The following is a 25,426-nucleotide window of genomic DNA, read 5'->3' on the forward strand; positions in this document are numbered from 1 at the left end:
TTAATTATGAAACGAACGGTAAACATTGCAATCTTATTAGTTGTAACATTTAGTTTTTTTAGTGTAGCACCTTTTAAAACAAACACATTTGACTCTAAAGTAGCAGTCATTAAATTCGACACTGAAGTTGTCGACTATGGTACAATCACACAAAACTCAGATGGTGTAAGACAATTTACTTTCACCAATACAGGTGATGCTCCACTATTAATTACAAACGTAAAGACAAGTTGCGGTTGTACAGTACCTAGTTACTCAAAAGCTCCTATTCTACCGGGAGATTCTGGTGCATTAGAAATTAAATATGACACGAAGAGACTGGGTGCTTTCACAAAAACGGTAACTGTCACTTCTAATGCAGAAGGCGGTAACAAAATTTTAAAAATCAAAGGGACTATTATCGCTTCAAAATAGTAAATTCTTAATTCAAGGTTTAGATCTTTAATTATATTCAGTAAAAAGTAATACATATTTAGAACACAAAAATCTTAGTACAATTTAGAATTTAAAGAGACCATCAGATTCATAAAACCTGATGGTTTTTTTACGTTAATTCTTGTAAATAATGTAATTTTGCACCTGCTTATCTTGAAGATAGGTTTTCAAAACAATATGTAGCATGCAGCTTTCAAAACAAGAAATAGTAAGACGCGAAAAACTCGCAAAATTAAGAGCCTTAGGCATCAACCCATATCCTGCAGATTTATTTCCTGTTGATCACACATCTAAACAGGTAAAAAATACGTTTTCTGAAGGTAAAAAAGTAATTATCGCTGGTCGCTTAATGTCTCGTCGTATTCAAGGAACTGCTAGTTTTGCTGAGATACAAGATAGTGCTGGAAGAATACAAGTCTATTTTAACAGGGATGAAATATGCCAAGGAGAAGACAAAAGTAAATACAACGATGTCTATAAAAAACTATTGGATATTGGGGATTTTGTTGGTGTAGAAGGAGAACTGTTCACAACGCAAGTGGGTGAAAAAACCGTAATGGTAAAAGATTTTACGTTATTGAGTAAAGCTTTAAAACCTTTACCTCAACCACGCGTTGACAGTGAAGGCACTATTCATGATGCTTTTACAGATCCCGAACAACGTTACAGACAGCGATATGCCGATTTAATTGTAAATCCGCATGTTAAAGAAGTTTTTGTGAAACGCACAAAGCTTTTCAATGCTATGCGTGAATTTTTCAATAACTCAGGTTATTTTGAAGTTGAAACTCCAATATTGCAACCCATACCTGGAGGCGCTGCAGCACGACCGTTTACAACTCATCACAATAGTTTGGACATTCCATTATATATGAGAATTGCTAATGAATTATATCTAAAAAGACTCATCGTTGGTGGTTTTGATGGCGTTTACGAGTTTTCTAAAAACTTTAGAAATGAAGGTATGGATCGTACGCACAATCCAGAGTTTACAGCAATGGAAATTTATGTATCCTACAAAGATTATAACTGGATGATGGATTTTTGTGAGCGTCTTTTAGAGCACTGTGCCATGGCAGTTAATGGCACGACAGAAGCTACATTTGGTGATCATAAGATTAATTTCAAAGCACCTTATGCTCGTGTAACCATGGCAGACTCCATCAAGCACTTTACTGGTTTTGATATCAACGGAAAGTCTGAGGCTGAAATTCGACAAGCAGCAAAAGATATGCACATTGATGTCGATGACACCATGGGTAAAGGAAAGTTAATTGATGAGATTTTTGGGGAAAAATGTGAAGGCAACTACATACAACCAACGTTTATTACAGATTATCCAAAAGAAATGAGTCCGTTATGTAAAGAACACCGTGACAATCCAGAACTCACAGAGCGTTTTGAGTTAATGGTCTGCGGAAAAGAAATTGCAAACGCATACAGTGAGTTAAACGACCCAATAGACCAACGTGAGCGATTTGAGCACCAATTAAAACTGGCTGCAAAAGGTGATGATGAAGCTACCGAATTTATTGATTATGACTTCTTGCGCGCTCTAGAGTATGGTATGCCTCCAACCTCTGGGATGGGAATTGGAATGGACCGTTTAATCATGTTTTTAACCAATAACCAATCCATACAAGAAGTATTGTTTTTTCCTCAAATGCGTCCAGAAAAGAAGCAGGTTGAAATGACCGAGGAAGAGAAAGAAATTTTTAGTATTCTAAAATCAAACTCTCCTATAGAACTCAACGATCTTAAATCCAAATCGGGTTTGAGCAATAAAAAATGGGATAAATCCATAAAAGGATTAACCGCAAAAGGGATTGCAAATGTTGTAAAAAACGATGAAGGTTTAGTTGTTGAAATAGTTTGATTTTTCTTCGGAAATATGAAAATTTAAAACATTTTAGCACCTATTGAATATAAAAGCATATCGAAGAGAGATATGCTTTTTTTGTTGTTTTTTTAAACCTTCCGAAGAAATAAAACTTGAAAATTTAAATTTTACTATTCTTTTGAGGTTAAAATCCTACCAGATAACGATTTGATGGTTTTTTTAAAAAAGTTTTTTATTAAATTCGCAATCAGCTATTAATAAGAAAACTGACCCAAATGTTAAAAAAAATTGCACTACTCCTTTTTGTTGCAAGTCTTGCATTTGCTTGTAACAATGATGACGACATGGTTTCTGCATGTAATGTTGTTACTAATGTATCTTCAAATTCTATTACAGACAGCTCAGCAAATATAACTTGGAGTGATGCCAGTAATGTTGGATCATACATCGTAGAATATGGTACTTCTGGTTTTTCATTAGGAGGAGGAACGTTAGTCAATGCTACAGATCATACAATTTCAATTTCTGCATTGCAAGGTGATACGACTTATGATGTCTACGTACAGACCGTGTGCTCTCAAGACAACACTAGCATGTTTACAGATGTCTATAGTTTTACCACATCTACAACACCTTGTGCTACTGTAGTAAATGTGAATTCTAGTATGATCACAGATAATTCTGCATTAATTTCTTGGGAAGACACTGTTAATACAGGTGCTAGCTACGAATTAGAATATGGCACATCTGGATTTACTTTGGGTAGTGGGACGACTATTGCTTCAAGTTCAACTTCTTTTGAAATTATTGGCTTATTGGCAAATACAGATTATGATTTGTATGTAAGAGCTTTATGTAGTGATAGTAACGTGAGCTCAAATTCTGAAATTATCACCTTTAGAACACTTGCAATACCTGTAATACCAGAATTTAGACCAACACTTTCAGAATTAAACTTATTTGTTGGTGATTTAGAAAATTTAGAAATCACACCTTACGGTTTTGAATATGATTTACACACAAGATTATTTACAGATTACGCAACAAAGCAACGTTTTTTCGTTTTGCCCACGGGAGAAAAATTAACGTATAATGGCGAAGGGTTACCAATTTTTCCTGATAATTCAATAATCGTAAAAACATTTTATTACAATATTGATGATAGAGATATCTCTTTAGGACAAAAAATAATAGAAACTAGGCTACTCATCAAGATTGATGGCAACTGGGAAACTGGCGATTACAAATGGAACGATTCTCAAACAGAGGCTTTTTTAGATCTAAGCGGAAGTACAGTGCCTGTGAGTTGGATTGATTCTGAAGGTGTAACCCAAAATGTTAATTATGAAATACCTTCAAATACAGATTGTTTCACGTGTCATCAAACCAATGGCTCTATGACTCCAATTGGTCCTAAAATGCGAACAATTAATTTTAATTTTAATGGATCAAATCAAATACAACAATTGATAAATAATGATATGCTACAAGGCTTAACAGATCCTACAAGCGTTAGTTTATTACCAAATTGGGAAGATCCAACGGTATCATTAGATAGACGTGCAAGAGCATATATGGATATTAATTGCGCACATTGTCACACTCCAGGTGGTTTTTGTGATGAAATATCAACATTAAGGTTATCCTATGAAACTGCTTACGAAGAATCGTCTATTTCAGAAAGACGTAATAGTATTTTAGCAAGAATACAAAATACGATTCCAGAATATGGTATGCCATTGATTGGTACTACAATAGTTCATGAAGAAGCTGTTGACGTACTTATTGAATATATCAACTCATTAGAATAATGATTTTTACTTTTGAAGAACAGCCAACAACTTGTTGCTTTTTTTTAGAAAAAAATATAAGTTAAATTCATATTAAAAGTAGATTATCATTTTTAACCCATCTACAGATTTGTTATTTTAGGAGACTAATTTAAAAAATCGACAATTTTGAAGCAACTTTCCATTAAGCTACTACTTGTAGTTTCCGTACTATTTATTTCTTTTTCTTGCTCTACTGCAAAAAAAGCAAATAAATCTAAAGCAGATACTGCTGCTACACCTTCAGGAAAAAAACCTGGTAAAAACGATCCAAAACCTTACAGTAAAGTCATTACGAAAGACGCGAAGAGCGATGTTGGATTGTTTACAGTTCATATGCTAGACGATAAGTATTATTATGAGATTCCAGATTCTCTATTTGATAGAGAAATGTTAATGGTGACTCGTATCTCTAAAACCGCTAGCGGATTAGGATTTGGTGGCGGAAAGCAAAATGAGCAAGTATTACGCTGGCAGAAAAAAGGTAAGAAAGTTGTAGTTCGTGTTGTATCTTACAACGTAACTGCAGCAGATTCTCTTCCTGTAAACGAGGCAGTGGAAAATTCCAATTTTGAACCTGTTTTATATACATTCCCAATTGAAGCTTTTAGTAAGGATTCTACGAGCACAGTAATTGATGCGACACCTCTTTTTGAAAAAGATGTAAAATCATTAGGCTTACCACAATATAGAAGAACACCTTATAAAGTGTCACGTTTAGAAAGCGACAAATCTTTTATTGAAAGTATAAAAAGTTACCCTAGAAATATTGAGGCAAGACATGTAAAAACATACGCTGCTGGTCAACCACCTTCAAATTCTAGTACTGGAAGCATTTCTATAGAAATCAATAACTCAATGATTTTGTTACCAGACAATCCAATGAAGCGTCGTTACTTTGATGAAAGAGTTGGATGGTTTACAAGCAGTACAACAGATTATGGTTTAGAAGATCAAAAAAGTAAATCTTTAGAATATTTAGATCGTTGGAGATTAGAGGTTAAAGATGAGGATGTTGATGCATTTAAACGAGGAGAATTAGTTGTTCCGAAGAAACAAATCGTTTATTATATTGATAGAGCTACTCCAGTGAAATGGAGAAAATACATCAAACAAGGTATTGAGGACTGGCAAGTTGCTTTTGAAGCTGCAGGATTCAAAGATGCTATTATTGCAATGGATCCTCCAACAGTTGAAGAAGATCCAGAATGGAGTCCAGAAGATGCGCGCTACTCTGTAGTTCGTTATTTAGCCTCACCAATACCAAATGCAAACGGACCGCACGTAAGTGATCCAAGAACTGGAGAAATTTTAGAAAGTGATATTAACTGGTACCACAACGTTATGTCTTTATTACGCGGTTGGTTCTTTGTACAAACTGCTGCTATAAATCCAGATGCGCAAAGCCCACAATTTAAAGACGAAGTTATGGGACGTTTAATTCGTTTTGTATCTGCCCATGAAGTTGGACACACACTAGGATTACCACATAATATGGGAAGTAGCGTTGCCTACCCTGTAGAAAAACTGCGTGATGCCGAATTTACAAGAGTCAACGGTACTGCGCCATCAATTATGGATTATGCTCGTTTTAACTACGTAGCACAACCAGGAGATGAAGGTGTCGCGCTAATGCCAAATATTGGTACCTATGACAAATATGCGATTGCTTGGGGTTACAAACCTATTATGGGTAAAACTGCTGAAGAAGAAAAACCTATTCTTAATGAATGGATTATGGAACACGCTGGAGACCCAATGTACCGTTTTGGTCATCAACAAGCTGGTGATGTTGTAGATCCAAGTTCACAAACTGAGGATTTAGGTGATGATGCCATGTTAGCAAGTAGCTACGGAATTAAAAACTTAAAGCGCATAGTTCCTAACTTAATTGAATGGACAACAGAAACTGGTGAAGATTACGATGATTTAGAAGAAATGTATGGTCACGTAATTTCTCAATTTAATCGTTATATGGGACACGTATCCAACAATATTGGTGGCGTTTATGAGTATTATAAAGCTGCTGGTCAAGAAGGCGCAGTGTACACAGCTGTACCTAAAGAAACTCAAAAAGAAGCAATGCAATTCATTCAGGATAATTTATTTACAACACCAGAATGGTTGTTAAATAAAGAGATTTTTGATCGTATAGAATTTTCAGGTTCAGTAGAAAGAGTTCGTGGTTTACAAGAGCGTACATTAAATAACATTGTGAGCTTAGGTAAAATGCAACGTTTGACAGAAGCACATACTTACAACAACGATGCATACTCTTTACCTGATATGATGAGCGATTTACGTAGTGGTATCTGGAGTGAATTAAGAACAGGAAAGAATATTGATACGTATAGACGTAATTTACAGCGTGCTTACATTGACAGATTAGGAGAAATGATGACTGCGGAAAATCAAAGTGGAAGATCACGTAGCCCTTATGTAAAGGCGACCGCAGTAAACACAAGCCAGTCAGATATTAGAGCAGTTGTTCGTGCAGAGTTAACCTCTTTACGTAGTCAATTACGCTCTGCTCGTGGAGCTGACAATATGAGTAGAATTCATATTGCAGATGCTATTGAACGTATTGATATGATTTTGAATCCTAATGGATAATGAATTAGACATCTTAGATTTCTTAGATGTTTAGACTAGGTTAGATATTAAAAAGCTTCAGAGAAATCTGGAGCTTTTCCTTTTTTAGTTTATATCTTTATCGAGTAGATTTAAAACATGAAAATAACCCACAAAAAATACCCAAACCACAACCTAGCTACTGAAAATGAACGTGGTGAAAATTTAATAATTGATTTTATATTTTCTTCAATATTAGGAGCCTTAGGTGTCGTGTTTTATTTTTATATAATTGACGACTATCAATACATCACCTTCAAAATAAAGCTAACTGCTTTCTTAGTTTATCTCGCTGTAAGATTCTGTTATTATCTGCTTTTTGAATCTATCTATAGTAGAACACCAGGCAAATTTGAGACACAAACAAAAGTAGTTGACAAAAACGGAAACAAGCCAAACGTATTTCAAGTTATTATAAGAAGCTTGAGCAGATTCATGAGCGTACTATCTGGTTTATCTGATGATGAAAGAGCCATACACGATATGACATCTAATACCTTTGTAGTTTATGATGAGCATCTCAAAAAAATAAAATTCAAAAAATTATTAAACGTATTATTCAGCTTGTCTATTGCAGCAATAGCTATTTATTTTTTATTGAAATTACTTAACTAAAAAAACGTTAATAACTTAATCACAATAGTTGTTCAACTTCTTTACGATACGTGTCAAAATCAATCAGGTTATTATGACTACCGCCTTCAATTGTGATAAACGTTGTGTTCTCTTTTGGAGCTACTGCTTTTAATTTTTCTGCGGAAGAATAAGGCACAATCCCATCATCTGTACCATGAAACATGGTAATTGGACATTTGACATCAACTATAAACTCATTGGAGGGAAACTTATATTTCAATAACAGAGACACGGGGAAAATTGGGAATCTCTGTTTAGCAACATCTAAAATGCTATAATAGGGTGTTTCTAAAATGAGTTGCTTTGGTTTGTTATTCGATGCCAAAAAAGTAGCAATCCCTGTCCCTAAAGAGCGACCATAAAGTGTGATGTGTTCTTCAGGATAGGATTTCAACAAATAACCATAACAAAACTGTGCATCATCATAAAATGCTTGCTCGCTGAGTTTGCCTTTACTTTTTCCGTAGGTACGGTAATCCATAATAAACACATCGTAACCTTTGGCTACAAAAAATTCTGAAATTGTTCCCCAACGACTCAAATCGCCAGCGTTTCCGTGGAAATATAAGATGGCTCCTTTTGGATTTTCAGTTTTAAAATGTATGGCGTTGATTGATACATCTGCTTCAGGAGTTAAAAAGATTTCCTCAAATGGGTATTTGAATTCATATTGATAATCCTGAGGTAATTCCGAAGGAAGAAACAACAGTTTTTCTTGTAAAAAATAGAGTGATGCGCCTATCATAACGTATAAAACTAAAAGTACTTTTAATACTCTTTTAAGCCTTTTTTTTAATTGGTTTTGAGGAATGGATGACATTTATGCTCGTGGTTTGTAAATCTATGGTTTTGGGTGTCTTATTTAAAATATCATCCAACATGATGTGATAGGATTCAAAATTATTCAGATTTTTGTGTCCGCCTCCAATAACCGTATGTAATTTCGTCAATTTAGGGTTTACTTTGGACAATTTGATACTGGTTTTAAACGGAATCAATTTATCCTGCGTACCATGAATAATATGAATAGGACATTGCACATATTTAAGCCATTTGTAAGTTGGTAACGGGTATTTAAGCAATAAAGACAATGGCATAAATGGTGCGTAACGTGCGGTAACTTTTGTCAAACTGTAATAAGGTGCGTCAAGGATGAGCATTTTGGGATGGTTCATAGAGGCGAGTTTTGCTGCGAAACCTGAGCCTAGGGATCTTCCGTAGAGGATAATGCGATCTTCAGTCGTTTGTTCTTTGAGTTTATTATAGACCAATTGCAAATCATGTTTGATGGCTTTTTGCGAGCGTCTGCCTGTGCTTTTTCCGAAGCCTCGATAATCTACCATTAAAACGTTATAACCGTGTCTTGTGAAATCAACAGCGAATTTTCCCCAACCTTTGATGCTTTTTGAATTACCCTTGAGATATAAAACGACGCCTTTACTTTCTTTCTTCGGAAAAAAACGCAATCCGTTAATTACAGCACCATCACGGGTTTCAAGGTTATATTCTTTGGTTTCTTGATTGTCATAATCAAATTGAAAATCTTTAGCCAACTTCTCGGGTTTAAACAGCATATAGTCTTGCAAATAGTACAACGCAACGCTAATTGCGATATAAATCACAAGAATGGTGATGATTGTGGATACCCAATATGCCATAAAACGGAATTATTGATAACAAGATAGGAAAAAATTGTTTTTGATTTAAAACCCCACAAATTTTAAAAACCTGCGAGGTTTGGGTCAGCAATCTTTTTTACCAACCAATCATCAAAACAAAAAGATCATGTAGACGATAATACCTTCGGCAATTCCCGTGATGATACTCATGCCTAAAATATCCTTAATTTTACTTCGTAAAAAGAACACTGCACTTAAGATTGCCATAATGGCTGCCAACAAGATTTCTAGTGCTTTAATTTCCGAAAGTAAATAGGTGATTCCTGTAAATGCAGCAGTGATCCCAACAGTAATTAAACAGAATTTAATAATCTCATCTTTGTTATAATTGCCTTCTTTAAACCCTTTTCTCAAATCTCTAAGAATGGACAAAATAAAGAGCAAGGGCACAACAGATAAAAAAGGAGCAAAAATAACCTTGATACCTTTGACGATAGTTAAATCATAATAAAGGAAAAAAGCTATTGCTGTAAATATTAGTAACGCTACCACAATTATGGATTGAAACGTAAATAACAATTCTCTTTTGTTGGAGTTAGTTCTTGGTTTTGGAGGTTGAATAATTGGATTCATAATTTTAAATTTTTGATGATTTTACTTTATTTTTAGATTCTTCGCTACACTCTGTATGACATGTCAACCAAAGTATTGCAATTATTAAGCGGTTAGAAAAAATACATGTATAGCTAATGAGAGCAGAACACCACTTAAAATCCCGTTGACTCTCAAATTGTTGTACAAAATATAATTGAGCACATAACTACTTATGGTTGTGGAGTTGATGAGATGCGCAAAAACAAGATGATTTTCTAATTTTTGACCAGTCACCCACTCTATAAATTGCATACTCACAACACCTATTACGACACTCACAACTAGCAATATAGTTGCTGGCTTTTGATGTTTTAGCTTGTATTCATCGGTGTTTTGTGGTAAAAAATGTTCTATTAATAGAAAACGCACAAAAAACAACATTGGTAATGGGAACAAAATAGATGCTATAATTTTCACAACATCCTTTAAGGTTTTGATTTCATCATATCCCAAAAAAACCAAGTAGATAAATACAACTACAGAAACTCCAGTAGTGACAATAAATGCGGTATTTAGTTTTTTGAGTTGCATCTTAAAACCCTATTGGATTTGAACTCGTCATCGTTAAACTTGCTAATTGTTCAACGCCATTATTGTAGCGCTCTACAATTTCGTCTTGTATTTGACTTGAAAAAATAATCATTGCACTTATTGCAATTATAAAAGCTGTGATTTTAAGAAACTGTCTCATACTATTTTGTTTTTTTGATTACGAGGCAAATATGCGACGGTTTACCACGTTTAGAAATACAGGTTTTATTAAAAACTGACGATAATATATATACATCTATACTATTTAATACTATATTTACTACATCTATAACCTATTAACTGACGATTAATTAACCTTAAAAAAGTTCCGTTTTCACGGAAAGTGGACATGACAGACTTAACCGCTATAGTTTCAACGTTTTCTTCGGAAGATGAGCAACGTTTCATCAATTATCTAGAGAAAAAGAACAAACGAAACGACACCAAAAACATAGAGCTTTTTAAGCTTTTAGCTGAAAATAAACTCACTTCAAAGGACATCTGCAAAACGATTTATAAAACAGACAATAAAGTTGCCTACCATGCTTTGAGAAAAAGACTCTACCAATCGTTGATAGATTTTATTGCAAACCTCAATTTAGAGGAAGAGAATTCCGTAGATATGCAAATCATCAAATATATATTGGCGTCACGAACATTTCTCATTCATAAAAAACCAGAAATAGCTTATAAAATTTTAGATAAAGCTGAAGTTTTAGCACAAGAACATCAGTTGTTTCCTATATTAAATGAAATATATCATACCAAAATCCAGTATGCCTATATGAATCCTTCTGTAGAAATAGAGGTGTTGATTTCAAATTTCCGAAGTAATCAAAAACATCATTTCATTGAAGAAGAACTCAATATTGTTTACGCAAAAATTAGGCAAACTTTGAGCGATATGACCTATAAAGGGAAGGTTTTAGATTTTGAAACCATATTAAATAATACTCTCAAAGAGCATCAAATTGAAATTGACGAAACGCTTTCTTTTAAATCGCTATACCAATTAATGACTATTGTAAGCCTTTCGGCTTTTGTAACTAATGATTATTTAAAAATTGAGCCTTTTTTGATTGATACTTACAAAAAAATTAAAAATCATAAAACGAAAGACAAACAATTGGTGTATCACATTCAAGTGGTTTATATGATTGCGAATACATTATTCAGAAACAAGAAATTTCAAGATTCCCTAAAGTATTTAGATATAATGAAGGTCTTGATGTCAAGTCAACGAAAGAAGTACTATTCTGCATTTAAATTGAAATTTGCATTGCTAACTGCGTTAAATTATAATTATAAAAATGAACAGGAAAAAGCAATTTCTATTTTAGAAGTAGCAAAAGAAAGTAAACATCAAGATTTAGAGTCTCTTTTGGATATCCATCTTGGCCTGGTGATGATTTATATGCAAAAATCGGATTTCAAAAAAGCAAAAACCATCTTTTCTAAATTTTACCACACCGATAAATATTATATTGAGAAAGCTGGAAAAGAATGGACAATCAAAAAGAATTTAGCCGAAATTATCCTATTTATAGAACTTGGTGAACTAGATTTAATTGAATCTAGACTTAAAAGTTTTAAGCGCTTTTATTTTGATTACTTAAAACAAATCAACCAAGAACGCGTGATAACCTTCATAAAAATCGTGGAGTCCTTTTACAAAAATCCAGATCAAGTAACCACTCAACAATTTAAGGATAAAATAGAACGTTCTTTCACCTGGATCAACGAACAGCAAGAGGATATTTTTGTAATGAGCTTTTACGCTTGGCTAAAAAGCAAAATGGAACAAACACCACTTTACGAAACAACATTGGCTCTTGTAGAACGAGCACAAAATGTTAATTAGAGGTTAAAATAGGAATTGCTATTAAACTTATTAGCTTAAATCCAGTCCTAATAGCAATCGATTAAAAAACAAATAATAATTAAATTAAAACATTATGAAAAAATTAATTTTAATTGCGATTGCTTTTATTTCACTACAGGCAGTTGCTCAAGATCACAAACGAGGAGACAGACAAGGCAAAAGGGAAATGACGAAAGATCTCTCTGCGGAAGAAATCGCAACATTAGGATCTAAAAAAATGACCTTGGAGCTAGACTTGTCTGCAACTCAACAAACTCAAGTAAAATCATTGCTTCTAGAACAGGCAACTGCTAGAAAACAAAAAATGGCAGAACGAGTGAAGATGAAAAATGAAGATGACGCCAAAAGACCCTCAAAAGAAGATCGAGTTAAAATGATGAACGAAAAATTAGATAATGACATTGCGATGAAGCAAAAAATGAAATCTATTTTGAATGCAGATCAATATGAAAAATGGTCAAAAATGAAGTCCCGCAAGCATGGATCTAAAGGCAAAAGAGGTGAAAGAATGAAAAAACAAAATCCATAATTAAATAGTTTTTTGTTAATAAGCATCGATTTTTAGGATTGATGCTTTTTTTTATTATAAAAATCATTAATTTTATGACTTGTAGAAAAATTTACATAAAAAGACTATGAAAAAAATAATCACACTTTGCATATTTGCTGTAACTGTTTTATTGAGCACTCAAAACCTGACTGCCCAAAACACATTAGAAATCAATGCAGAAGCAAATATAAAAACTAAAGAGCTTAGAAAAGTCATCAAATTTGACGAAACAAAAATGGATGATGTATACAAAGCATACCAAGCTTACGGTATAGCTTACAAAAAAATTAGTGGCAATTTAGAAGGTAATGCTGTTAGACTAAAGAAAATAGAAGATGTTTTAGACAATGATTTAAAAGCCATCCTATCTGAATATGAATATCACAATTACCTTGAAATCATTAGAGGACAGTAATTTACTCAAGTAATAGAAATAAAAAAGCGACAATTTTAAAGATTGTCGCTTTTTTGTTTTATAATGTTTGAGCTACTTTTTCTACAGCCCTTATGGTTTCATCCAAATCCTCATAAGTGAGCGCATCTGTAATAAACCAAGTTTCAAAAGCACTTGGCGCAATGTAAATACCTTCATTAAGCATTCCATGAAAGAAGGTTTTAAATGTTTCATTATTCCCTTTTGCAGCACTTTCAAAATCAATAACGCTTTCTTCGGAAAAGTGAATTGAAATCATCGACCCTTCCCTATTGATAGTATGCGTAATGTTATATTTACTTAAGGCTGCTTCACAACCTTTGTGAAGGTATTCGGTTTTTTCTGCTAATCTTTTAAAAAGGTCTTTATCGTTGTCTATCGCAGTCAACATTGCTAAACCTGCAGCCATTGCTAAAGGATTACCACTAAGCGTTCCTGCTTGATAAACGTTGCCTAAAGGCGCCAAATGACTCATAATCTCGTTACGAGCAGCAAAAGCCCCAACAGGCAATCCTCCACCTATCACTTTTCCGAAGCAAATAATATCTGCATCCACATTGTACAATTCTTGAACACCTCCTTTTGCCAATCTAAAACCGGTCATCACCTCATCAAAAACCAAAAGCACATTATGCGCATCACACAAATCTCTAAGTTTTTGTAAAAAATTATTCTTTGGCGGAATGCAGCCCATATTACCAGCAACAGGCTCAACGATAATGCAAGCAATCTCATCTTTGTTAGCTTCCATTAATGTTTTTACATTTTCAATATCATTATAAGTTGCTAACAAGGTATCTTTTGCAGTACCCTTTGTAACACCAGGACTATTTGGACTCCCAAAAGTGACTGCTCCACTTCCTGCTTGAATTAAGAAAGCATCACTGTGACCGTGATAACACCCAGCAAATTTTATGATTTTTTCTTTACCTGTAAATCCTCTAGCTAATCGTACAGCACTCATGCAAGCTTCTGTACCAGAATTTACAAACCGTATCTTATCAATATTTGGTACCATTGAAACTGCTAATTCTGCAATTTTTGTTTCAATTTCAGTGGGCATGCCAAAAGATGTTCCGTTTTTGGCTTTTTCAATAACTGCTTTTACGACAGGTTCGTAGGCGTGACCCAATAACATTGGTCCCCAAGAATTAATATAATCTATATAACGGTTGTCATCCTCATCAAAAACATAAGCCCCTTTTGCAGATTTTGCGAAAATAGGAGTTCCGCCAACAGCCTTAAATGCTCTTACTGGAGAATTCACACCGCCTGGAATAACGTTTTCTGCGTTTTTAAATAGCGCACTACTGCGTTGATATAACATGTTAATTATTTTTTTATGATAAGTGTTTGCCCTAGAGACAAATCATTGTTAGATAGTTTATTGAGACGTTTTATTTCGTCGACCGAAGTTTGATAACGCCTCGACAGCGAGTACAGAGTATCCCCTTTAATCACAATATGGGTTATGGCTGTATTTTCAACGATATCTGGAGTTTCGGTAGATTTGCCAAGCATGATCTCATCATATTTATAAAGTTGGTAACGCTCAATTAAGCTGATGAGTTTTTCAGGATATTTTCTATCGGTTGCGTAACCTGCAGCTCTCAATCCTTTTGCCCAGCCCTCGTAATCGTCTGGTTTGAGTTTGAAGAGAGCAGCATACCTGCTTCTTCCGGTTAGAAATTCCGAATGGTCTTCAAATGAAGAATTTGGATGGTCATAACTTCTAAAACATTCTTGAGAGCGATCATCATCGTGATAGATCTTTCTACCCGTCCAACCATGACATTTTATTCCGAAGTGATTATTCGCCTCGACCGATAATCGCCCTTTACCAGAACCAGACTCTAAAATACCCTGAGCCAATGTGATACTTGCAGGAATTTTAGATTTTCTCATCTCATCCATAGCAATCGCGTTGTAGGTCAAAATATAAATCTCAACAGCGCTAAGATTTGAGTTATTAGGCACATCTACAGTTTTAACAGGAGTATTAACCTCTGTATTTGTTTTTGGCTTTATAACAACCTTTTCTGTCCTTGTAGTTCTCTTATCTTTTTTTGTCACGACCCTTTTTTTAGAGCCACAACTCAAAACCATCGAGCCAATCAATAAAAATATAATAATTCTCTTCATAATCTTCAAACGATTAATGGCTTGTTTTGTTGTTTTAACCTTTGGTTCATACCATCAATTCCCTGTAAACCACCTGTATGGATCGCTAATATTTTTGAATGCTTCGGAAAATAGCCTTTCTCAATCAAATCGTAAATTCCAAACATCATTTTTCCCGTATATATTGGGTCTAACGGAATGTCATGATTTTTTTTAAAAGCGTTGATAAAATCAATTAATGTTTCGTCCACTTTTCCGTAGCCACCAAAATGATAATTGGTTTGTAACTCCCAATTGCTCTGTCTTGCAAATTTAGTGATTTCTTCAGTTAAAAAATCACCTTTTAGGGCAGGAAATCCTATAATTTTTTGATGTGGCAAAGCAGAATTTATCAATCCTGAAATCGTACCTCCAGTCCCAACCGAACAGCAGATATAATCAAATTCTTTATCAGTTTCTGTTAGTATTTCTTCGCAGCCTTGTATTGCAAGATTATTGGTGCCACCTTCGGGAATTAAATAAAAATCACCAAACTCATTTTTTAATTCTGAAATAAAATTAGCAGAACTTTTGTTTTTATAAGTTGCTCTTGTGACGAATTTTAAGGACATTCCGCAGGATTGAGCAAACTTCAATGTTGGATTTGAATCCATTTTATTTGCTAATTCCTCACCTCTAATTATTCCTATTGTTTTAAAATCTAACGTTTTTCCTGCGGAAGCAACAGCTGCTATGTGATTAGAAAATGCTCCGCCAAACGTTAATAAAGTATTTTTATCCTTTTTTTTGGCTTCTAAAATATTGTACTTGAGTTTACGAAATTTATTACCAGAAACATGAGGATGAATCAAATACTCAGGCTTTATATAAACTTGATTATCAATGTTTAAATTACGTTCAACATTAAATATTAACATTTTAACGAATATTATTTTCTGTTTGATACAAAGAACGCAAAAAAAGTTATCTTTAATTTAGGTTTGTAAAACTGTTTTTGATACACGCTTATGTATTGAGAAATCAGAGACTTACAAAGCCTAAAAAATCCCAAAAAAATCTATCACATATGTAATCTACGTTGTTCTGTACTTAACGCTATCTGGCTATGCCTAAAAACGAACACTATGATTAAAAAAATACTATTACTTATATTTTATATTGGGTTTTTAAATTCTGAAATACAGGCTCAATGTCCAGTATTTAATGCCAACTCCTGTACAGCAAATGCTCCAACAGTTATTGGCAACTCAGTAGCATGTACTACTTTAGCCAATAATGGTGGAAGAAGGAATTTTGAAGTTTCTAACATGATAGCTGGAGCAACCTATAGAGTCGCAAATTGTGGCTCAGGATTAGATACCCAAATGACAATTAGAAATGCAGTTGGAACGTATATTGATTATAATGATGATGATGGTCCTGCCTGCGCAGGCTTAACTGCTTCAATTGATTTTATCCCTCCCGCTACGGGCACGTATAGAATTCAGATCAATAAATATAATTGTGCTACAGGTCCAAATACATCTAATGGAAATATAGTTGTAACATTGTTATCTGCTCCTTATAATCCTTGTTCCGCAGTATCTAATATTGCTGCTTGTGGCATTAATACAACCTCAACATTTAGTGCTGGTATTGGTGCTGTAGCAGGCGCATGTACCTTTTTAGCAGATGGAAGAGAAAATGTTTACACTTTTACACCCACTATCACTGGAAATCATTCTATCCAACAAATATCTTCAACAAATTATGTTGATTATTATTACAAACCTGTTTCTGCTGGCTGTGGTAGCACAGGCTGGACTTGTACAGGAGCAGAGCTAGATGGAGCTGCAACCGGAGGGGCTTTTGCATTAACAGCAGGTACTCAATATTATATTATGGTTGATCCAGAATTTTCTACTGGTGGCTCTGCTGTTTTTAATATTGTTTGTCCTGGCGCTATTACTTATTGCTCTCCAACAACTGAAACTCCAAATGATTTATACATAACTAACGTTAGTTTTGAAGGAACGTTAGAAGATACGTCCAATAATAGTACGTTTTCAGGAGGATACGAAGATTATACAGGATTAACTCCAATTGCAAGACAAGTTGAAGGTGAGGGAGTTAATATTTCAGTTGCAGGTAATGCATCAGCGAGATTTAAAGCTTGGATAGATTGGAATAATGATGGTAACTTTGATGATAATCCAGCTACAGAATTAGTTTATGACACCAATGGAGTTACCACTGCAACAACAACATTTGGCTTTGTGATTCCGCTAGGAACAACTCCAGGAGACTATAGAATAAGAATTAGAAACAATCTTATCTTTGATTGGCTATATTTTTTCTATGACATTCGTGATTTTGGACCTTGTGAAAACTTTTTTTTTAATGGAAGCACCTTATACGAAGACTTTGGAGAAGCCGAAGATTATCTTTTCACAGTTGAACCTTACTGTGACGCAATTGTTACGAGTGTTATAGATGGTGACACCTGTGGACCAGGAAGTGTGACATTGGATGTCACAGCAACTGGAGCACCCTCAATAAGTGAATACCGTTGGTATGCAAATGAAACTGGAGGAGCACCTATAGCTACAACCGCTACAGGGACTTGGAACACACCATCTATCTCTACAACAACCACCTATTGGGTCTCTGCTTTTAATGGAAGTTGCGAGTCTTGGGTAAGAACGCCAATAGTAGCCAATTATAACCCTATACCAACGCTAACAGTAACTCCAGATGTAACTGACAGAGTCATATGTGGAGAAAACGATGCTCTTGAGATTAGTGCTATTGGTGACGTAGATGATGTGTATCTAATCGATGAAGATTTTGAAGATGGTACACTTGGTGTATTTTTCAATACCAATATCACAAATAATGGAGGCGCAATAAACGCGCTTACGCAATGGAGAAATAGAACAAGTACGTATGTCCCAAATGAAGAAGTTTGGTATCCTGCAATTTCTTCTGGATTTGGACCCAACCAATTTGTGATGTCAAACTCAGATGTTGGAGCATACATTACGCACAATGCTTTAACCACAACAAATTCTTACAACACCACAGATTTTACGTCTCTTACTTTAAGTTTTAGAGGTTATTACTCTCATTATCTTACAGACGGTGATGGAGGTACAGATTTCTATGCAGCTATTGAAGTTTCGACAGATGGTACCAATTGGACGAGTATTACACCTAATATTATTGCAGATGTAGGTATTGGAACTAAGTTTGAAACATTGTCCTATAATTTAGATGCCTATATAAACCAACCAACCTTAAGTTTGAGGTTTAGATTTTACCAAAATTGGGGTGATGGGATTGCTATAGATGACATTAAATTGTTTGGTGATCAAGATATAACTGCTGTAAATTGGAGTACGACTCCTGCAGGAATTATAGATTTATTTATTGATACAGATAACGATAATGTTGGCGACACACCTTATACAACTGGTGCATTTACAACCGTATATGCCATACCAAATATTACCCAGTTAGAAACAGCTAGCTATTCATTCACAATAAATGCTACTCTATCTAATAATTGTGGTGCAGCAACATTACCTTTTACAATTACCAATAACACCAAAATCTGGAATGGTTCAAACGACAATACTTGGGATAATCCAGACAATTGGTTTCCAAACGGAGCACCAACAAGTGACAACTGCGTTATTATTGGTGATGTAGGGACATTACCAGATCCTACAATTCTTGGACCACCAATACCTCCAGTTCCAGCGTTTGCAAGAAATCTAACGATTAAAAATAACGGTTTTTTAGAATTAGAACCTTCTTCTTCACTTACAGTAACAGATTGGATCAATGTTGATCCCAACGGAACCTTCAACGTTAGAAATAGAGCTAATCTCGTGCAAGTAACTAATGTAGTCGCAAATATTAATAGTGGATCAATTAATATGGACAGAGAAGTGACAGGTTTGACTTCCCAAGATTATGTGTATTGGTCATCTCCAGTTGAAAATTTTGGTGTTGGAGGTGTTTCACCAGGAACTAATCCTGCATATGTTTTAAATTGGATCCCAACAGTTGTTGGAAATGGCGCAGGAAATTATGGCGAATGGCAAACTACAGCTGAAAATATGATTCCTGGAAAAGGGTATGCAATTAGAGCATTAACGGGTACAAGTGTTGCAAATACTGCACAATTTGCTGGCAGACCTAGTAATGGTATTGTAACAACACCAATCGTTAGAGGCAGTTATACTGGTGCAGATTATCCTGGAGCAGGAGTCATTGATGCGACCGCTCTAGATGATAATTGGAACTTGGTAGGAAATCCATTTCCCTCGTCCATAAACGCAGACACTTTTATAAGTATGAATGCATCAACAATTATTGACGATGCAAATCCATCAATAGCAGGAACTATTTATTTATGGAGTCATGCCTCTGCTCCTAGCAACTTAGCCACAGATCCATTTTATGGAGATTATGTATATAATTATAACGCAAATGATTATATCGCCTATAACTTAACAGGCTCAACACCTAGTGGATTTGGTGGCTTTATAGGGGCGGGACAAGCATTTTTTGTACTTATGGATAATGCTGCAGCAACGCCATCAAACTTGATATTTGACAACACAATGAGAAATGGTGTATTTGATAATATCCAATTCTATAGAACAGATGATCCAGTTGTAACTGAAAAACATAGAATTTGGCTAGATCTCATAGATGCTGATAACAACGCTAACTCCATTTTAGTTGGTTATATTACTGGAGCTACAAATGAGAACGATCGCCTTTTTGATGGCAACCAACTAAGTGGTTCTAATAATTTATTTTACTCCTTAATTGGTGATGATAAAATGGCAATACAAGGAAGATCGTTACCTTTTAATGTTACAGATATAGTACCTCTCGGTTTTAACACAGCCCAAAACGGAAACTACTCCATTGCAATAAATATACTTGATGGCCTTTTTGAAAGTACTGATCAAGATATTTTTATTGAAGATATGTACACAAACACTATTCACAATCTTAGATTAAGCCCGTATAATTTTTCTACGGAAAGTGGCACATTTGACGATAGATTCATTTTAAGATACACAAACGAAACGCTAAGTGTAAACCAAATAGATAATAATGGAGACATTTCTATATTAGCACCTAATAGTGAGTATATAAAAGTGACTTCAAAAATTGGAACCATCAACACCATAGCTATTTATGACATTGTTGGAAGAGAAATTCTCAACATCAACGATATTAACCAGTCAGAAATTATTTTAAATCAAACAAGACTATCTGATGGCGCATATATCGTAAAAGTCAAATTAGATAACAACAAGCAAAAAGTTCAAAAGGTAGTTTTAAAACAATAATTACAGATAACGAACAAACGACCAAAAAGACCTTGATTTTAAATAATTGAGGTCTTTTTCATTTAAGTATGCCTCACGCTCAAAAGAAATATTTTGGTAAGCAGTGCGCCAATGCTTTGTTTTGATCAGTCTAATAAAAAACTCAATTCCGTAGAACACATAAAACGGGATTATCAAAAGCTCAATCTGCTGTCTCAAATGAATTTTCTCATGATTTATCAAAAAAGCATTCGTTTTCAAGTCATAAAATTTCAGAAAAATAAATGGAAAAATAGTGATACCTACGTATCCCTTCGGAACCAAATATTTTGAAATTAAAACCATATCAAACAGTAATCAAAAATCTTTCCAAATTACATTATCTTTGTTATATGAAGAAAATTATTCCATTAGAAGATGGAGATTATTATCTCACACCACAAGGTTATCGCTGTTTTAACGAGCAATACCTACTAAAAAGAGGTTATTGCTGCGAGAGCGGTTGCAGACATTGCCCCTATGGTTTCAATAAAAATTCATTAAAAAAAAAGTAATGCCAACAACGACACTATCATTTAAAGATCAAATAAAAGAAGGGATCCCAAATACACTTCCCGATCCAAAACCGTATGATGCATCCATAAATCACGCACCAAAGCGTAAAACAATTCTTTCTTCGGAAGAACAAAAGCTAGCATTAAAAAACGCGCTTAGATATTTTGACAAAGAGCACCACAAAACTCTAATTCCAGAATTTAAAAACGAATTAGACACCTACGGAAGAATATACATGTACCGTCTGCGACCAGACTATAAAATGTACGCGAGACCAATTGACGAATACCCAGCAAAATCAAAACAAGCTGCTGCGATAATGCTAATGATCCAAAATAATTTAGATCATGCAGTTGCTCAACATCCTCACGAACTAATAACCTACGGAGGAAATGGAGGCGTCTTTTCTAATTGGGCACAATATAGATTGACAATGAAATATTTGTCTCAAATGAACGACGAACAAACCCTTGCCATGTATTCTGGCCATCCAATGGGATTATTTCCAAGCCATAAAGGTGCGCCAAGAGTTGTTGTCACAAATGGTATGATGATTCCTAACTATTCAAAACCTGATGACTGGGAAAAATTCAATGCCTTGGGAGTTACACAATATGGTCAAATGACCGCTGGAAGCTTCATGTATATTGGACCTCAAGGAATCGTGCATGGTACCACAATTACAGTTTTAAATGGTTTCAGAAAAATAAAAAAATCACCCAAAGGAAACCTTTTTGTAACTTCTGGACTTGGTGGGATGTCTGGCGCACAACCAAAAGCAGGAAATATTGCAGGCTGTATAACTGTTTGCGCAGAAGTAAATCCAAAAATCACCCAAGTGAGATTAGATCAAGGTTGGATCGACGAAAAAATCACAGATTTAGATGCATTAGTAAAACGTGTTTTAAAAGCAAAAGAAAATAAAGAAACGATTTCAATTGCCTATTTAGGCAACATTGTTGAAGTATGGGAGAAATTTGATGAATCAAACATCCATATCGATTTAGGCAGTGATCAAACTTCACTTCACAATCCTTGGGCTGGTGGGTATTATCCAGTAAACTTATCGTTTGAAGAGGCCAATGAAATGATGGCAAATCAACCTGGAGAGTTTAAGAAAAAAGTTCAGGAAAGCTTAAAACGCCAGGTCAAAGCCATAAACAAACATACCGCAAAAGGAACCTATTTTTTTGACTACGGAAATGCATTCCTTCTAGAAGCCTCTCGTGCTGGCGCAGATATTATGGCAAAAAATGATATCGATTTCAAATATCCATCCTATGTACAAGATATTATGGGACCAATGTGCTTTGATTATGGTTTTGGGCCATTTAGATGGGTTTGTGCTTCGGGCAAACCAGAAGATTTAGCAAAAACCGATGCCATAGCTTGTCAAGTTTTAGAAAATATAAAAAAGAATTCTCCAGAAGAAATCCAACAACAAATGGCAGACAACATCCAATGGATCAAAGGTGCACAAGAAAATAAGCTAGTCGTTGGTTCGCAAGCAAGAATTTTATATGCAGATGCCGAAGGACGAATAAAGATTGCAAAAGCATTTAATGATGCTATTTCTAAAGGTGACATTGGCTATGTTATTTTGGGTAGAGATCATCATGATGTTTCAGGAACAGATTCTCCATATCGAGAAACCAGTAACATTTACGATGGCTCGCGTTTTACAGCAGATATGGCAATTCAAAACGTAATTGGAGATAGCTTTAGAGGTGCTACTTGGGTAAGTATTCACAATGGCGGAGGCGTTGGTTGGGGAGAAGTGATTAATGGTGGATTTGGTATGGTTCTTGATGGTACTATAGAAGCAGAAAAACGCTTAAAATCCATGTTGTTTTGGGATGTTAATAATGGAATCTCAAGACGTAGTTGGGCAAGAAATGAAGAAGCTATTTTTGCTATAAAACGTGCTATGGAAAATGAACCTAATTTAAAGGTTACATTACCAAATCATGTTGATGAAAAATTATTAGACTCGTTATTATAATTAAAAAAAATTACTATGAAAAAATTACTTAAAACATTACCAGTGTTGATGTTAGCACTAGTAATAACTTCATGCAGCTCAGTAAGAGTAGCTGCAGACTATGATAAACAGGCAAATTTTAGTGAATATAAAACATTTGCTTTTTTAAAATCTGGTGTAGATCAAGCTGAAATCAGTGATCTCGACAAAAGAAGAATTCTTAGAGCAATAGAAACCGAACTAATGGCTCAAGGTTATACAAAATCTGAAAACCCAGATTTATTGGTTAGTATTTTCACCAAATCCCAGCAACGTGTTGACGTTTACAATAACAATTGGGGCTTCGGTGGCTGGGGCTGGGGAGGCTTTGGACCAGGTTGGGGCTGGGGTTGGAATCAACCTAATGTATCAACTACGACCGAAGGTACTCTTTATGTAGATCTAATTGATGCTAATAAAAAAGAATTGGTTTGGCAAGGTATGGGATCTGGAGTTTTAACCCAACGCAGTATCGAAAAGAAAGAAGCTAGAATTAATGAGTTCGTTTCTAAAATAATGGAAAAATATCCTCCAACTTTAAACGAGTAATTTTTTTCGAAACATTAAATAATAAAGCATCATCTTATCAGATGGTGCTTTTTCTTTTATTTGTGCTTCATTTCTAAAAGCCTATCTTTGCCGACTTTTAAGAGTCGTATATTATGATATTAGGTCAAACTACCAGAAAAAACTTTACACAAAATCCAAAAAACGATATTCTTTCGGGCTTAACTGTTGCATTAGCTTTAGTTCCTGAAGCTGTGGCATTTGCATTTGTTGCTGGAATCCCTCCTTTGGTTGGTCTTTATGGCGCACTTATGATGGGTATTGTAACCGCTCTTTTTGGTGGTCGTCCAGGAATGATTTCTGGAGCTACAGGTGCTATGGCAGTTGTTATGGTGCACTTAATTCAGAAGGGAAATGAAGTTGGCGCAGCTCTAGACACACCTATAGACCAACTTGGTTTACAGTGGCTTTTCATCACATTATTGTTTGTTGGTGGTATCCAAATTCTAGCGGGTCTTTTCAAACTGGGTAAGTTTGTTAGACTTATCCCACATCCCGTAATGATGGGATTCGTGAATGGTTTGGCAATCGTGATTTTTCTATCCCAATTAGGTATGTTTCCTAATGCTGTTCCGCAGGATATCTCATTTTTAAATGATACCTCAGCTTGGTTTTCAGCATTATTTTCTAATATAGAATTATGGAAAATGCTAGCATTTATAGGTCTAACAATGGGAATCATGTTTGGTCTCCCTAAGCTTACCAAAAAAGTACCAGCTGCTTTAGTTGCTATTATAGTAGTTGCCTGTATCACGATATTTGGAGGTTTTGAGATGAGTACAGTAGGCTCATTTATAGTTGAAAAAGGTGGCACAGGATTAGAGGGAAGTTTACCGTCGTTTCAAGATCAAATTTTTGGTCTCTTCGGAACATTAGCTGGCCATTGGGATTTAATTTTCTCAACTGCTTTTATTCTTGCTGCAGTTGGTTTGATAGAATCGTTAATGACACTTAATCTCATTGATGAAATGACCGAAACAAGAGGTAATGGAAACCGAGAATGTATCGCTCAAGGTGGCGCAAACATGCTCAACGGTTTCTTTGGCGGAATGGGTGGATGTGCCATGATCGGACAGTCTATAATTAATGTAGATTCTGGTGGTCGTGGTCGATTATCTGGTGCTGTTGCAGCCATTGCTCTTTTGTGTTTTGTATTGTTTGGAGCACCTTTGATAGAACAAATCCCCATCGCTGCTTTAATTGGAGTTATGTTTATGGTCGTGATTGGTACGTTTGCATGGAGTAGTTTTAGAATTATAAGAAAAATACCATTATCTGATGCTATTGTTCTTATCGCTGTATCTGCAATAACAGTATGGCAGGATTTAGCTATTGCTGTGATTGCTGGTGTCATCATTTCTGCATTAGTATTTGCCTGGAAAAACGCAACGATGATTAGAGCTCGTAAAAGAATTCAAGCAGATGGCACAAAAACTTATGAAATATGGGGACCGTTATTTTTTGGTTCGATCCAAAACTTCAATTCAAAATTTGATGTAAAAAATGACCCTCAGCATGTAGAAATAGATTTTATAGAATCTCGAGTTAGCGATCACTCTGCACTTGAAGCTATCTTCAATTTAGTTAATAAATATGAAGCTGAAGGGAAAATTATCAAACTAAAACATCTTAGTGAAGACTGTAAATTATTGATGTATAAAGCGAGTCCTAAATTTAAGGAAGTCATTATTGAAGATGTGGACGATCCTAGATATCATTTGGCTGCAGATCCAGAAAAGTTTACAAAGCCACTTTCGGAATATAATATGTAAAAAGAAAGCCCATTGAAA

22 protein-coding genes are annotated in these 25,426 nt (G+C 34.9%); 13 read left to right on the top strand and 9 right to left on the bottom strand.

Annotated features, from left to right (window positions below; translation table 11 throughout):
• Positions 1–6: 6 nt before the first annotated feature.
• The 5 genes from GQ40_RS10210 (at position 7) to GQ40_RS17185 (ending at position 7,350) form a co-directional block, all read left to right on the top strand.
• Positions 7–414: a DUF1573 domain-containing protein gene (locus tag GQ40_RS10210; protein WP_047547967.1), complete on the top strand. Its 408-nt coding sequence runs from the start codon at positions 7–9 to the stop codon at positions 412–414.
• Positions 415–619: 205 nt separating this feature from the next.
• On the top strand, positions 620–2,311 hold the full coding sequence (gene lysS, locus GQ40_RS10215; RefSeq protein WP_047547968.1) for a lysine--tRNA ligase: 1,692 nt from the start codon (positions 620–622) through the stop codon (positions 2,309–2,311).
• A 239-nt stretch (positions 2,312–2,550) separates the two neighbouring features.
• Positions 2,551–4,086, top strand: coding sequence for a fibronectin type III domain-containing protein (locus GQ40_RS17830; protein WP_231565564.1), 1,536 nt, complete (start codon positions 2,551–2,553; stop codon positions 4,084–4,086).
• Positions 4,087–4,230: 144 nt separating this feature from the next.
• Positions 4,231–6,717, top strand: a complete 2,487-nt coding sequence (locus GQ40_RS10225) for a zinc-dependent metalloprotease (protein ID WP_047547969.1) — start codon at positions 4,231–4,233, stop codon at positions 6,715–6,717.
• Between the two features lie 117 nt (positions 6,718–6,834).
• Positions 6,835–7,350, top strand: a complete 516-nt coding sequence (locus GQ40_RS17185) for an RDD family protein (RefSeq protein WP_052184225.1) — start codon at positions 6,835–6,837, stop codon at positions 7,348–7,350.
• Between the two features lie 19 nt (positions 7,351–7,369).
• On the opposite strand, the gene GQ40_RS10235 is transcribed toward GQ40_RS17185, so the two are convergent.
• The 5 genes from GQ40_RS10235 to GQ40_RS17605 all read right to left on the bottom strand — a co-directional run bounded on the left by GQ40_RS10235 (position 7,370) and on the right by GQ40_RS17605 (position 10,335).
• Positions 7,370–8,191 carry an alpha/beta hydrolase gene (locus GQ40_RS10235; protein ID WP_047547970.1) on the bottom strand — a complete coding sequence of 274 codons (822 nt, stop codon included), beginning with the start codon at positions 8,189–8,191 and terminating at the stop codon, positions 7,370–7,372.
• A complete protein-coding gene (locus GQ40_RS10240) occupies positions 8,151–9,029 on the bottom strand; it encodes an alpha/beta hydrolase (protein ID WP_047547971.1) in 879 nt (292 codons plus the stop codon). The genes GQ40_RS10235 and GQ40_RS10240 overlap by 41 nt, the downstream gene beginning before the upstream one ends.
• A gap of 111 nt (positions 9,030–9,140) precedes the next feature.
• A complete protein-coding gene (locus GQ40_RS10245; protein WP_047547972.1) occupies positions 9,141–9,623 on the bottom strand; it encodes a hypothetical protein in 483 nt (160 codons plus the stop codon).
• An 84-nt stretch (positions 9,624–9,707) separates the two neighbouring features.
• Positions 9,708–10,175, bottom strand: coding sequence for a hypothetical protein (locus GQ40_RS10250; RefSeq protein WP_047547973.1), 468 nt, complete (start codon positions 10,173–10,175; stop codon positions 9,708–9,710).
• Position 10,176: 1 nt separating this feature from the next.
• Entirely contained in the window at positions 10,177–10,335 is a 159-nt protein-coding gene (locus GQ40_RS17605) for a hypothetical protein (protein ID WP_156115569.1), read from the bottom strand.
• A gap of 189 nt (positions 10,336–10,524) precedes the next feature.
• Here GQ40_RS17605 and GQ40_RS10255 point away from each other — a divergent pair, with 189 nt between their 5' ends.
• The 3 genes from GQ40_RS10255 (at position 10,525) to GQ40_RS10265 (ending at position 13,022) form a co-directional block, all read left to right on the top strand.
• The gene (locus tag GQ40_RS10255) at positions 10,525–12,036 is read left to right on the top strand and encodes a hypothetical protein (protein ID WP_047547974.1); all 1,512 of its coding nucleotides are present in this window, start codon (positions 10,525–10,527) and stop codon (positions 12,034–12,036) included.
• Between the two features lie 94 nt (positions 12,037–12,130).
• Positions 12,131–12,586, top strand: a complete 456-nt coding sequence (locus GQ40_RS10260; RefSeq protein WP_047547975.1) for a hypothetical protein — start codon at positions 12,131–12,133, stop codon at positions 12,584–12,586.
• Positions 12,587–12,692: 106 nt separating this feature from the next.
• Positions 12,693–13,022, top strand: a complete 330-nt coding sequence (locus GQ40_RS10265; RefSeq protein WP_047547976.1) for a hypothetical protein — start codon at positions 12,693–12,695, stop codon at positions 13,020–13,022.
• Positions 13,023–13,080: 58 nt separating this feature from the next.
• Here the strand turns inward: GQ40_RS10265 and hemL are convergent, their stop codons facing one another.
• From hemL to GQ40_RS10280, 3 genes are read right to left on the bottom strand one after another with little or no spacing between them, the layout of a single operon-like run.
• Entirely contained in the window at positions 13,081–14,367 is a 1,287-nt protein-coding gene (gene hemL / locus GQ40_RS10270; RefSeq protein WP_047547977.1) for a glutamate-1-semialdehyde 2,1-aminomutase, read from the bottom strand.
• A 5-nt stretch (positions 14,368–14,372) separates the two neighbouring features.
• Positions 14,373–15,182 carry a glucosaminidase domain-containing protein gene (locus tag GQ40_RS10275; protein WP_047547978.1) on the bottom strand — a complete coding sequence of 270 codons (810 nt, stop codon included), beginning with the start codon at positions 15,180–15,182 and terminating at the stop codon, positions 14,373–14,375.
• Between the two features lie 5 nt (positions 15,183–15,187).
• A complete protein-coding gene (locus GQ40_RS10280) occupies positions 15,188–16,078 on the bottom strand; it encodes a 1-aminocyclopropane-1-carboxylate deaminase/D-cysteine desulfhydrase (RefSeq protein WP_047547979.1) in 891 nt (296 codons plus the stop codon).
• Positions 16,079–16,285: 207 nt separating this feature from the next.
• Between GQ40_RS10280 and GQ40_RS10285 the strand changes: the two genes are divergently transcribed.
• Positions 16,286–20,515 carry a GEVED domain-containing protein gene (locus GQ40_RS10285; protein WP_081990201.1) on the top strand — a complete coding sequence of 1,410 codons (4,230 nt, stop codon included), beginning with the start codon at positions 16,286–16,288 and terminating at the stop codon, positions 20,513–20,515.
• On the opposite strand, the gene GQ40_RS17835 is transcribed toward GQ40_RS10285, so the two are convergent.
• Positions 20,516–20,839 carry a hypothetical protein gene (locus GQ40_RS17835; RefSeq protein WP_047547981.1) on the bottom strand — a complete coding sequence of 108 codons (324 nt, stop codon included), beginning with the start codon at positions 20,837–20,839 and terminating at the stop codon, positions 20,516–20,518.
• Positions 20,840–20,886: 47 nt separating this feature from the next.
• Between GQ40_RS17835 and GQ40_RS17730 the strand changes: the two genes are divergently transcribed.
• From GQ40_RS17730 to GQ40_RS10305, 4 genes are all read left to right on the top strand, one after another.
• Entirely contained in the window at positions 20,887–21,048 is a 162-nt protein-coding gene (locus GQ40_RS17730) for a DUF5522 domain-containing protein (protein ID WP_197052669.1), read from the top strand.
• Positions 21,048–23,051 (top strand): urocanate hydratase, encoded by a 2,004-nt coding sequence (locus tag GQ40_RS10295; protein ID WP_047547982.1) that lies wholly within the window; start codon positions 21,048–21,050, stop codon positions 23,049–23,051. Before GQ40_RS17730 ends, GQ40_RS10295 begins: the two co-directional genes overlap by 1 nt.
• Before the next feature lie 15 nt (positions 23,052–23,066).
• Complete coding sequence (locus GQ40_RS10300; protein WP_047547983.1) at positions 23,067–23,618, top strand: DUF4136 domain-containing protein; 552 nt, start codon at positions 23,067–23,069, stop codon at positions 23,616–23,618.
• 113 nt (positions 23,619–23,731) lie between these two features.
• Positions 23,732–25,408: a SulP family inorganic anion transporter gene (locus GQ40_RS10305; protein ID WP_047547984.1), complete on the top strand. Its 1,677-nt coding sequence runs from the start codon at positions 23,732–23,734 to the stop codon at positions 25,406–25,408.
• The last annotated feature ends 18 nt before the right edge of the window (positions 25,409–25,426 follow it).

The sequence above is a fragment of the Psychroserpens sp. Hel_I_66 genome (assembly GCF_000799465.1).
Taxonomy (GTDB): Bacteria; Bacteroidota; Bacteroidia; order Flavobacteriales; family Flavobacteriaceae; genus Psychroserpens.

Excerpts from the sequence above, each read along its gene's own strand:
- GQ40_RS10210 (WP_047547967.1), top strand. The coding sequence starts at position 7 with ATGAAACGAACGGTAAACATTGCAATCTTATTAGTTGTAACATTTAGT.
- lysS (WP_047547968.1), top strand. The coding sequence starts at position 620 with ATGCAGCTTTCAAAACAAGAAATAGTAAGACGCGAAAAACTCGCAAAA.
- GQ40_RS17830 (WP_231565564.1), top strand. The coding sequence starts at position 2,551 with ATGTTAAAAAAAATTGCACTACTCCTTTTTGTTGCAAGTCTTGCATTT.
- GQ40_RS17185 (WP_052184225.1), top strand. The coding sequence starts at position 6,835 with ATGAAAATAACCCACAAAAAATACCCAAACCACAACCTAGCTACTGAA.
- GQ40_RS10235 (WP_047547970.1), bottom strand. The coding sequence starts at position 8,191 with ATGTCATCCATTCCTCAAAACCAATTAAAAAAAAGGCTTAAAAGAGTA.
- GQ40_RS10240 (WP_047547971.1), bottom strand. The coding sequence starts at position 9,029 with ATGGCATATTGGGTATCCACAATCATCACCATTCTTGTGATTTATATC.
- GQ40_RS10245 (WP_047547972.1), bottom strand. The coding sequence starts at position 9,623 with ATGAATCCAATTATTCAACCTCCAAAACCAAGAACTAACTCCAACAAA.
- GQ40_RS10250 (WP_047547973.1), bottom strand. The coding sequence starts at position 10,175 with ATGCAACTCAAAAAACTAAATACCGCATTTATTGTCACTACTGGAGTT.
- GQ40_RS17605 (WP_156115569.1), bottom strand. The coding sequence starts at position 10,335 with ATGAGACAGTTTCTTAAAATCACAGCTTTTATAATTGCAATAAGTGCA.
- GQ40_RS10255 (WP_047547974.1), top strand. The coding sequence starts at position 10,525 with ATGACAGACTTAACCGCTATAGTTTCAACGTTTTCTTCGGAAGATGAG.
- GQ40_RS10260 (WP_047547975.1), top strand. The coding sequence starts at position 12,131 with ATGAAAAAATTAATTTTAATTGCGATTGCTTTTATTTCACTACAGGCA.
- GQ40_RS10265 (WP_047547976.1), top strand. The coding sequence starts at position 12,693 with ATGAAAAAAATAATCACACTTTGCATATTTGCTGTAACTGTTTTATTG.
- hemL (WP_047547977.1), bottom strand. The coding sequence starts at position 14,367 with ATGTTATATCAACGCAGTAGTGCGCTATTTAAAAACGCAGAAAACGTT.
- GQ40_RS10275 (WP_047547978.1), bottom strand. The coding sequence starts at position 15,182 with ATGAAGAGAATTATTATATTTTTATTGATTGGCTCGATGGTTTTGAGT.
- GQ40_RS10280 (WP_047547979.1), bottom strand. The coding sequence starts at position 16,078 with ATGTTAATATTTAATGTTGAACGTAATTTAAACATTGATAATCAAGTT.
- GQ40_RS10285 (WP_081990201.1), top strand. The coding sequence starts at position 16,286 with ATGATTAAAAAAATACTATTACTTATATTTTATATTGGGTTTTTAAAT.
- GQ40_RS17835 (WP_047547981.1), bottom strand. The coding sequence starts at position 20,839 with ATGGTTTTAATTTCAAAATATTTGGTTCCGAAGGGATACGTAGGTATC.
- GQ40_RS17730 (WP_197052669.1), top strand. The coding sequence starts at position 20,887 with ATGAAGAAAATTATTCCATTAGAAGATGGAGATTATTATCTCACACCA.
- GQ40_RS10295 (WP_047547982.1), top strand. The coding sequence starts at position 21,048 with ATGCCAACAACGACACTATCATTTAAAGATCAAATAAAAGAAGGGATC.
- GQ40_RS10300 (WP_047547983.1), top strand. The coding sequence starts at position 23,067 with ATGAAAAAATTACTTAAAACATTACCAGTGTTGATGTTAGCACTAGTA.
- GQ40_RS10305 (WP_047547984.1), top strand. The coding sequence starts at position 23,732 with ATGATATTAGGTCAAACTACCAGAAAAAACTTTACACAAAATCCAAAA.